The organism is Moorena sp. SIO2C4, assembly GCF_010672485.1.
Classification (GTDB): Bacteria; Cyanobacteriota; Cyanobacteriia; order Cyanobacteriales; family Coleofasciculaceae; genus Moorena; species Moorena producens.
The window spans coordinates 1-7839 of the sequence record NZ_JAAHGN010000267.1 but is presented as its reverse complement, the minus strand read 5'-3'; the positions used below and the strand labels follow the sequence as shown (position 1 = coordinate 7839).

General features: G+C 44.6%; 7 protein-coding genes and 1 pseudogene. 3 read left to right on the top strand and 5 right to left on the bottom strand.

Annotated elements, in window-relative coordinates; all coding sequences use genetic code 11:
- Nucleotides 1–267, top strand: a pseudogene (locus F6K20_RS15670) (restriction endonuclease subunit R); the annotation flags it as partial.
- Nucleotides 268–751: 484 nt separating this feature from the next.
- Here F6K20_RS15670 and tnpA read toward each other — a convergent pair.
- The gene (gene tnpA / locus F6K20_RS39965) at nt 752–1057 is read right to left on the bottom strand and encodes an IS200/IS605 family transposase (RefSeq protein ID WP_008181621.1); all 306 of its coding nucleotides are present in this window, start codon (nt 1055–1057) and stop codon (nt 752–754) included.
- A 108-nt stretch (nt 1058–1165) separates the two neighbouring features.
- Here tnpA and F6K20_RS15665 point away from each other — a divergent pair, with 108 nt between their 5' ends.
- Entirely contained in the window at nt 1166–2599 is a 1434-nt protein-coding gene (locus F6K20_RS15665) for an IS200/IS605 family accessory protein TnpB-related protein (protein ID WP_287295258.1), read from the top strand.
- 78 nt (nt 2600–2677) lie between these two features.
- On the opposite strand, the gene F6K20_RS15660 is transcribed toward F6K20_RS15665, so the two are convergent.
- The 4 genes from F6K20_RS15660 to F6K20_RS15645 form a co-directional block, all read right to left on the bottom strand.
- Nucleotides 2678–2902: a hypothetical protein gene (locus F6K20_RS15660; protein ID WP_287295256.1), complete on the bottom strand. Its 225-nt coding sequence runs from the start codon at nt 2900–2902 to the stop codon at nt 2678–2680.
- Nucleotides 2903–3163: 261 nt separating this feature from the next.
- Nucleotides 3164–5335, bottom strand: a complete 2172-nt coding sequence (locus F6K20_RS15655) for an S-layer homology domain-containing protein (protein ID WP_287295254.1) — start codon at nt 5333–5335, stop codon at nt 3164–3166.
- Between the two features lie 203 nt (nt 5336–5538).
- Nucleotides 5539–6327 carry a type I methionyl aminopeptidase gene (map, locus tag F6K20_RS15650; protein ID WP_008181613.1) on the bottom strand — a complete coding sequence of 263 codons (789 nt, stop codon included), beginning with the start codon at nt 6325–6327 and terminating at the stop codon, nt 5539–5541.
- Nucleotides 6328–6414: 87 nt separating this feature from the next.
- Nucleotides 6415–6582 carry a hypothetical protein gene (locus tag F6K20_RS15645; protein ID WP_287265718.1) on the bottom strand — a complete coding sequence of 56 codons (168 nt, stop codon included), beginning with the start codon at nt 6580–6582 and terminating at the stop codon, nt 6415–6417.
- Between the two features lie 55 nt (nt 6583–6637).
- On the opposite strand from F6K20_RS15645, the gene F6K20_RS15640 reads away from it, so the two are divergent.
- Entirely contained in the window at nt 6638–7750 is a 1113-nt protein-coding gene (locus F6K20_RS15640) for an S-(hydroxymethyl)glutathione dehydrogenase/class III alcohol dehydrogenase (RefSeq protein WP_287252254.1), read from the top strand.
- Nucleotides 7751–7839: the final 89 nt, after the last annotated feature.

Here is a 7839-nt window from a genome sequence, read left to right as displayed (position 1 = left end):
GAGTGGCAGGACGAGTTACCAGAACTTACCGACACTGAAAGGCAGTCCTTAGAGCAAGTTAAGGCTCACATGCTATACCTGGAACAGTACCCGATGGTGGAAGACATTGTCAAAATGGTAGTGCTGTCTCCCTTGTTAGGACTAGCGGGTTTTTATGGTTCTCCCTTTCACCTCAAGACAGAGGCCGCAATAGAAATTGCCGCTGTTGAGGAGCACGAAATCCTGCGGGGACGTATTGATGTGTTGGTGCTACAAGAGCAGTTGTGACTACTCCTACATCAAATCAAAGATTATGATGTAGGCGCGCTCTTACTCACGAATGAGACTTACTGTTCCTCGATATCCTGTATCGATTTACCACAGCCATTGAGCGGCAGTCCAACCGCCATCAATCTATCATACCAAAACCAAGAGACCCCGTCAGGTAATTCCCCTCCCGCCCATGAAGCGCGGGTATAACGGGAGACCCCTTACCTGTTTAGTTGGGTATTAGCGATTGAATCGAAACAAGCTGGTTTCTCTCTCAAGTCAGCAATTCCTCAGGCATTGACCTACATGATGGCTAATCCTAATCAGTTGCGCCCTAGTTTTGGATTGGTGACTAATGGCACTAATTTCCGGTTTTTGAACAAAATGTTTCGCGCAGTCCTCACCCATAATCTATGATTTGGGTGGGGTAAGCGAAACCAACAAACATCGCGCAGCGTCCTTATTCAGGGGTCTCTTGGTTTTTTACGTACTCAATCAGCAATCAAACGGTCATAGGCCCTTGTGTTCCTACACTAATGATTGCATAACTGCCAGACCAGAATTGAGGTAATGATCCCCAATAGAACTTAGATAAATGCTCCGCGAACTTGAAGCGTAGCCTAGGAGAAGTAACCGTCAAAACATTATTAACTAGCTTCGACAATCCTACTGACGGGTGTGCTTCAAAGAGAATATGTACATGGTCAGCAACACCAACAAACTCTACTAGATCGCACTCCCACTTCCCAAGAAGTTGTTTGAGTATAAGCTCGATTCTGATTAAAGTGATATATAAGCCGAAACGCACTGTTGCTGAGGGTTTTTAGCGGTAGCATAGAAAAATTTTCTTAACCGTCTTGACAACTAAGATTATAACTGGTAGACCAAGTGTAGACGGTTCGTTAAACCCAAGCCCATGAGCAAAAAAAGAAGTAACAGGAGAACTAAAAAGAAAAAGAAAAAGGAGGCTGACCTGATGCGGACGGACGTTTGGAGCCTTGTGGCAACACAAGAACAAAAGCACCAGATGCAACTAACTGTCAATGAGTACCGTGCCTTCCTAACGCCTCTAGTTCTCATATTCAACGCTCAATGGGCTAAACTAGCTACTCTGTCTTCTACAGAACGGATAAATGCTGTGGAGAAAATGATTCATGCCACAGCAAAAAATCCAGCTCCTAAACATAACTATTATCAAAAAGTTTTAGATAAAAATCCTTCTTTTAGAAAGTTTCCTAGTTATTTAAGAAGAGCAGCTATAGCTGACGCTATTGGGATAGTTTCTAGCTTTCAGACTCGTTATAGAGAGTGGCAGTCAGGCATTAGAAAACATCGTCAGGCATTACCCCCTCGTTTAACGGCTATGTGCAAAAGCTATCCAGCTTTATATCAAGGTCAGCAAATTAAATATGGGGTGAACTATGGCACAGTAGACATAAAGGTCTGGGATGGAACTGATTGGGTCTGGCTAAAAAATATAAAAGTCAAGAAACATGGAGGTAATAGACATTTAACAAAAGGAAATCAACTGTGTTCGCCTGCTCTTGTAATCGACAATAAGAAGTGTCAACTATCCATGCCAGTCGAGGTAAAGCAAGTGGAGAGGCAGGAGGCAGAATATATATGTAGTGTAGATTTAGGAATCAATAACGCTGCTGTAGCAGCTATCGTAGGTCGCGATGGTACTGTAAAGGCGAGAAAATTTATCAATCCCGCCAGAGACATAGACTGTCGCAATAGACGGAGAATGAAAATTGCCAAAAAGGCAAAACAAACCAGTAACATAACCGGGAAAAAATTACCAAGAGGTTTCTGTAAAGGTCTTGAACGCAAGTCTTCTAATCTAAATTTGGAGATTGGCAGAACGGTAGCCAGAGAGATTGTTAAATTTGCCTTGTTACATGGAGTAAAAGTAATCGTATTAGAAAATCTCTTTGGCTGGAAAGCTAAAGCAGGTAAGAAAGGGTCATTGATGAAACAGAAGTTTCATTTATGGTGCCATAGCAAAATCGGCGAGCTTATTAACGATAAGTGGACGGAAGTAGGTGGGGTTGTTCAAACAATTAACCCTAAATACACCAGTGCGGTAGCTTTCGATGGTAGCGGTAAAGTCTTGAGAAGTAAAATCAATTATTCACTTGCCAAATTTTCTACAGGAAAACGGTATCATGCCGATCTAAATGCTAGTTATAATATCGGGGCCAGATACTGGTATTCCGTAATTGTAGGAGATAGGCATTTCTTATGGGTGTTCGATAGCAAAAGTTCTAACGGCACATCGAGAACGCCGATTGTCCTGGGGACGCTTAGGAGTCTAGCTACTTTTAAGCGCACGAATCCCCACCCATAATCTTCGATTTGGGTGGGGTGCGTTCAAACTAACCAAATCCGGTAGACCGATGTATGCTCTTTCCGATGAGTTTACCCTCTATCGTGGCAATGACTGGTATAATGTGCTTAGGATCCTCAAGGGAATTGCTGAATTGGTAGTGATGTGAACTATAGGAGTTCTCAAGTGCTGTGAGGTACTTTCTTCCTGGGTTTTAGGGAGCAGGGAGCAGGGAGTAGGGAGTAGAGAGTAGGGGGAATAAAATTGACTGTAAGCGATCGCGTAGCGGCTCTCAAAGAGCATCGCTCTAGGATTGTTCTGCATGATTTGTACCTCTGATCGGTTCTTTGACAATCATTGTTCCCTCTTCTCTGGTAAGCTATCAGCTGTCAGCCTTTAGCTGATAGCTGATAGCTAAATCCAAATGCGTTCGCTTAGCGGCTCCATTGGAGCATCGCGTAGCGTGACTTTAGGTCAATCGCTTACATTTATGGCGCTATACAAAAAAAAGCCTGCACTCAGCAGGCTACCGATGTTTTCAGAAAGATTTAGTTGATATAAGCGTGGTCAAGTCCAAACCATAAATCAACAAACGACAATGTACTCACTATTCACCGCAGCGGTTAGTGTGCCCTGATCCAGCAAAGCCTGATAAACCATCGCAGCTACCTCAGCACGAGTAGCCTCACGCACAGGATTGAGCTTCCTCTGGTCAGGGGAATTCACCACAATCAGTTTTTTAGTAGCCGTTATGACTTGATCTTTGGCATAGCTGGGAATCTTGTCTTTGTCATCATAGAGATCCAAAGCATTGGGGTCTGATTCGTTTAAACCCAAGCCATTTACTAAGGAAACAATCACATCCGCTCGCTTAACATTATCGGCCTGTCCGAAGTTGCCATCAGTGTAGCCAGATAGGAATCCACCGCGATAGGCTTTTTGAATCGCATCCTTAGCCCAAGACCCATCACCGACATCTTTGAATTCCTTAGCTGGCCTTTCCGCTTTCGGTGAAGGGTTGAACGCTTTGCTAATCAAGGCCGCATATTGAGCACGGTTGATCTTATCATCAGGTTTAAAGTTACTGTTGTCAACACCTGAAATCATACCTTCTGACAACAATTCCTGAATAAACTCTTTCGCCCAGTGGTCTTGAATGTCTGCGAATGTGGGTATCCCGTCGTCTGGAAATTTAACAATATATTGATTAGTAATAGCGCTGACTTTATTAGCATCCACCAAGGCTTGATAAACCATGGCAGATACTTCAGCACGGGTAGCATTGCGAGTGGGGTTGAGTTGTTTGAGATTGCTGTGATTTACGATAATTTCTTTTTTGGTTGCGGTTTTGACAGCTTCAATAGCGTAGGTAGGAATGGAACCGCTGTCATCGTAGGCTTGTAAGGCATTGGGACTGGCAGCCGTTAAGTCTAACCCATTCACCAGTGAAACAATTATTTGGGCACGCTGAACCTTGTCTGTGGGTTTGAATGTCCCCCCAGGGTAGCCAGAGAGGAATCCACCACGATAGGCTTGTTTAATCTTTTCGTAAGCCCAATACTTGGAAGCAACATCACTGAAATCCTTGGCCTCCCTTTTATTTGAAGGATTGAAAGCGTTTACCAACAAGGCCGCATATTCAGCACGGGTCATTGTTTTCTCTGGCTGAAAGGTGCCATCAGGGAAGCCACTAATATACCCTTTACTGTACAATCCCTCGATGAAATCCTCTGCCCAGTGACCACCAATATCCGTTAACTTTTTAGGTGGGTCAACAGGGTCAACAGGGTCAACAGGGTCGACAGGGTCGACAGGGTCGACAGGGTCGACAGGGTCGACAGGGTCGACAGGGTCGACAGGGTCGACAGGATTAGGAACTTCAGCGATCGCGTCATCAATTTGAACCGGACCACTGGCTTTTGAGGCAACTAAAAAATTGCCCACTGAAATCAGCTTAACCGTGGTGTAATTTTTTAAATCAAACTCACCGTTGTTACGCAGTACGTTTTCCCCTGGGTCTCCTGCGGTTCCCAAATCTGGCAAACCCTTGCCAGAAACTGACAGACCAAATCTTTCGTTGTTTTCAATCCGATTCTTACGCAGTATCGGTCGAGCGTCCCCAGAAACCACTATCCCAAATATGTTTTCAGAGGTTTGGTTCTCGACCAGCCTTGGCGCTGCATTACTATCAACAGCAATGCCATTACCCATTTTTTTACAGGTATTCCCTTGGATGTTCCCTTTGGCATCCCTGGTAATCGATATCCCTTGGCCCTCTATACCGCTACCAATGAAATTATTATCTTTAATTTCTGGTGTGGCTTCACCAGTGACATTAACCCCTTCACGATTGCACTCTTTGAAGGTACAATTAGCAACGATAGGGCTACCAGACTCAATCCAGGCCCCAGTGCCTCGGCGCTCACGATTGGTCATAGTTACTCCCCTGAGGTCGGTATCCTTAGCTAGGATAAGGGTCACGTTTTGACCACCACCGAAACGGGTGTTGAACAATCCGTTGCCTTCAATTAAGATGTCCTTGCCTTTGTTGGCTTCATCCCCTATAATTTTTACACCAGAGGGAGCTTTCAGCGGAAAGGTTTCACCACTGGCTGTATTATAAGTACCAGGTTTTAGTTGAATCTGGTCACCTGATCCAGCTGAATCGAAGGCTTTAGTAATAGTTTTAAAGGGCGTAGATTCGCTACCATCAGCGCTATCACTTCCAGTAGCTGGATTGACGTATAGAGTTGCCATAATTTAGGATTACCCAAAACGCTTAAGAACACAGCAAAACGGCGGTGTCACCCATGAGAGGGTTCACCACTTGCTAATTTCCTGAGCAGGAGGCTAACTTTCTTTAGAAATACTCTTAAGAATTGTTACCCAGATAGTGTGCCTGCTTTTATTGCTTATATCTCACAGTTTAAGCTCGATTTTCACTAAATGTCCATTGAGACTTAAGCAGATTTACTCTGGATTTCTTGTTCTGGCAATGTCAGAATCTCTACACCGTCAGGGGTGACAACTATAGTGTGTTCAAATTGGGCAGAAAGTTTGCGATCGCGTGTTACAGCTGTCCACTTATCAGCTAATATCTCCACTTCGTGGGTACCTTCGTTAATCATGGGCTCGATAGTGAAAACCATCCCAGCCCGGAGGCGTTTTCCTTTCCCTCGGGTGCCATAGTGAGGAATTTGGGGAGCTGTATGGAAAATCTTGCTAATCCCATGTCCAACAAAGTCTCGCACTACGGAAAAGCCGTTGGACTCGGCATACTCTTGGATAGCAGCACCAATATCGCCAACCCTTGCTCCTGGCTTGACCTCAGCAATGCCCCGCATCATACATTCTTCAGTAACTTCCACCAGCTTTTTTGCTAGGGGTGAGGGGGTACCAACAAAAAAGGTTCTAGAGGTATCCCCGTGATATCCATCCACCTTTGGTGTTACGTCTATATTAATGATGTCCCCATCTTTAAGGATTTGCTTCCCGTTAGGGATACCGTGACAGACAACTTCATTGATACTGGTACAGATAGATTTAGGAAAGCCCTGGTAGCCTAAGGGAGCACTGATTGCCCCATGCTCTTTTGTCCAGCGCTCAGCTTCATCATTAATCTCTAGGGTGCTTACCCCTGGCTTAACCATGGGTTCTAAATGGTCTAACAGTGCAGTGGCTAAGCGTCCAGCAAGACGCATTTTAGCTATTTCTCTACTGGATAAGAGCACAATTCTTTCAGCTGCCATGAGTTTTTATTCCGTCAATTACCCCAAAACCTGGGAAAAATTATACTATTTGTTGTTTTTTTAATTGTACAATAATATGATCCCTAATTAACGCGGGTTGGCTTGAGAGCAATAGGTAAGGTACATTCTGGATTTTAGGGAATCGGGAATCGGGAATCGGGAATCGGGAATCGGGATTCGGGAATCGGGAATCGGGATTCGGGATTCGGGAACAGGTAAAAATCCTGTGTACCTCCTCTTTTGCTTGCTATCCAAAGCCAGAATATTTCAATAGAATAGGTCAGTTGATAGAACCAAGTAGGAGTCGATTTTGGAGGTCAAAGCCGCAGTAGCTTTTGAAGCAGGCAAGCCTTTATCCATTGAAACGGTTCAGGTAGCCGAACCTAAGGCGGGTGAGGTGATGGTGGAAATTAAAGCAACCGGAGTATGCCATACTGATGCCTATACCCTCTCTGGCGCAGATCCAGAAGGACTATTCCCAGCCATTCTAGGACATGAGGGAGCAGGTGTAGTCGTTGAGGTGGGTGAAGGGGTGACTAGCGTCCAGGTAGGAGACCATGTGATTCCCCTCTATATCCCTGAGTGCCGTCAGTGTGAATACTGTTTAAGTGGTAAAACCAATCTTTGTCAGGCGATTCGGAATACCCAAGGACGTGGTTTGATGCCCGATGGTACCAGTCGCTTCTCTGTCGATAGCAAAATGCTCCATCATTACATGGGGACATCCACCTTTGCTAACTATACCGTACTGCCAGAAATCGCAGTAGCAAAAATCCGCAAAGATGCTCCCTTTGATAAAGTTTGTTACATCGGTTGTGGAGTTACAACGGGTATTGGTGCTGTGATCAATACCGCTAAAGTTCAACCAGGTTCGAGAGTCGTGGTATTTGGACTCGGGGGAATTGGTTTGAATGTAATCCAAGGCGCACGGATGGTGGGTGCTAGCCAAATTGTAGGTGTTGATATTAATCCCAAAAAACAACAACTTGCTGAAAAATTCGGGATGACCGATTTTGTCAATCCTAATGAAATAGAGGGAGATTTAGTCCCTTACATTATTGATTTAACTAAAGGGGGCGCTGATTATAGTTTCGAGTGTATTGGTAATGTGAAGGTGATGCGCCAAGCTCTAGAATGCTGCCACAAAGGTTGGGGTGAATCTATTATTATTGGTGTCGCAGGTGCTGGAGAAGAAATCAATACTCGACCTTTTCAACTGGTGACTGGACGGGTCTGGCGAGGTACAGCTTTTGGGGGAGCTAGAGGACGCACCGATGTTCCTAAAATCGTCGATTGGTATATGGAAGGTAAGATTAATATTGATGATATGATTACCCATGTCATGCCCTTGGAACAAATTAATGATGCCTTCGATTTGATGCATAAGGGTGAGTCGATTCGTAGTGTGGTGACGTTTGGATAGTTGAAGGTTAATTCATAGGTTTAAGGTTTAATGTTGAAGGTTTGTTGGTTGAAGGTTGAACGCGATGGACTTCGTCCCGCTTTCAGGGA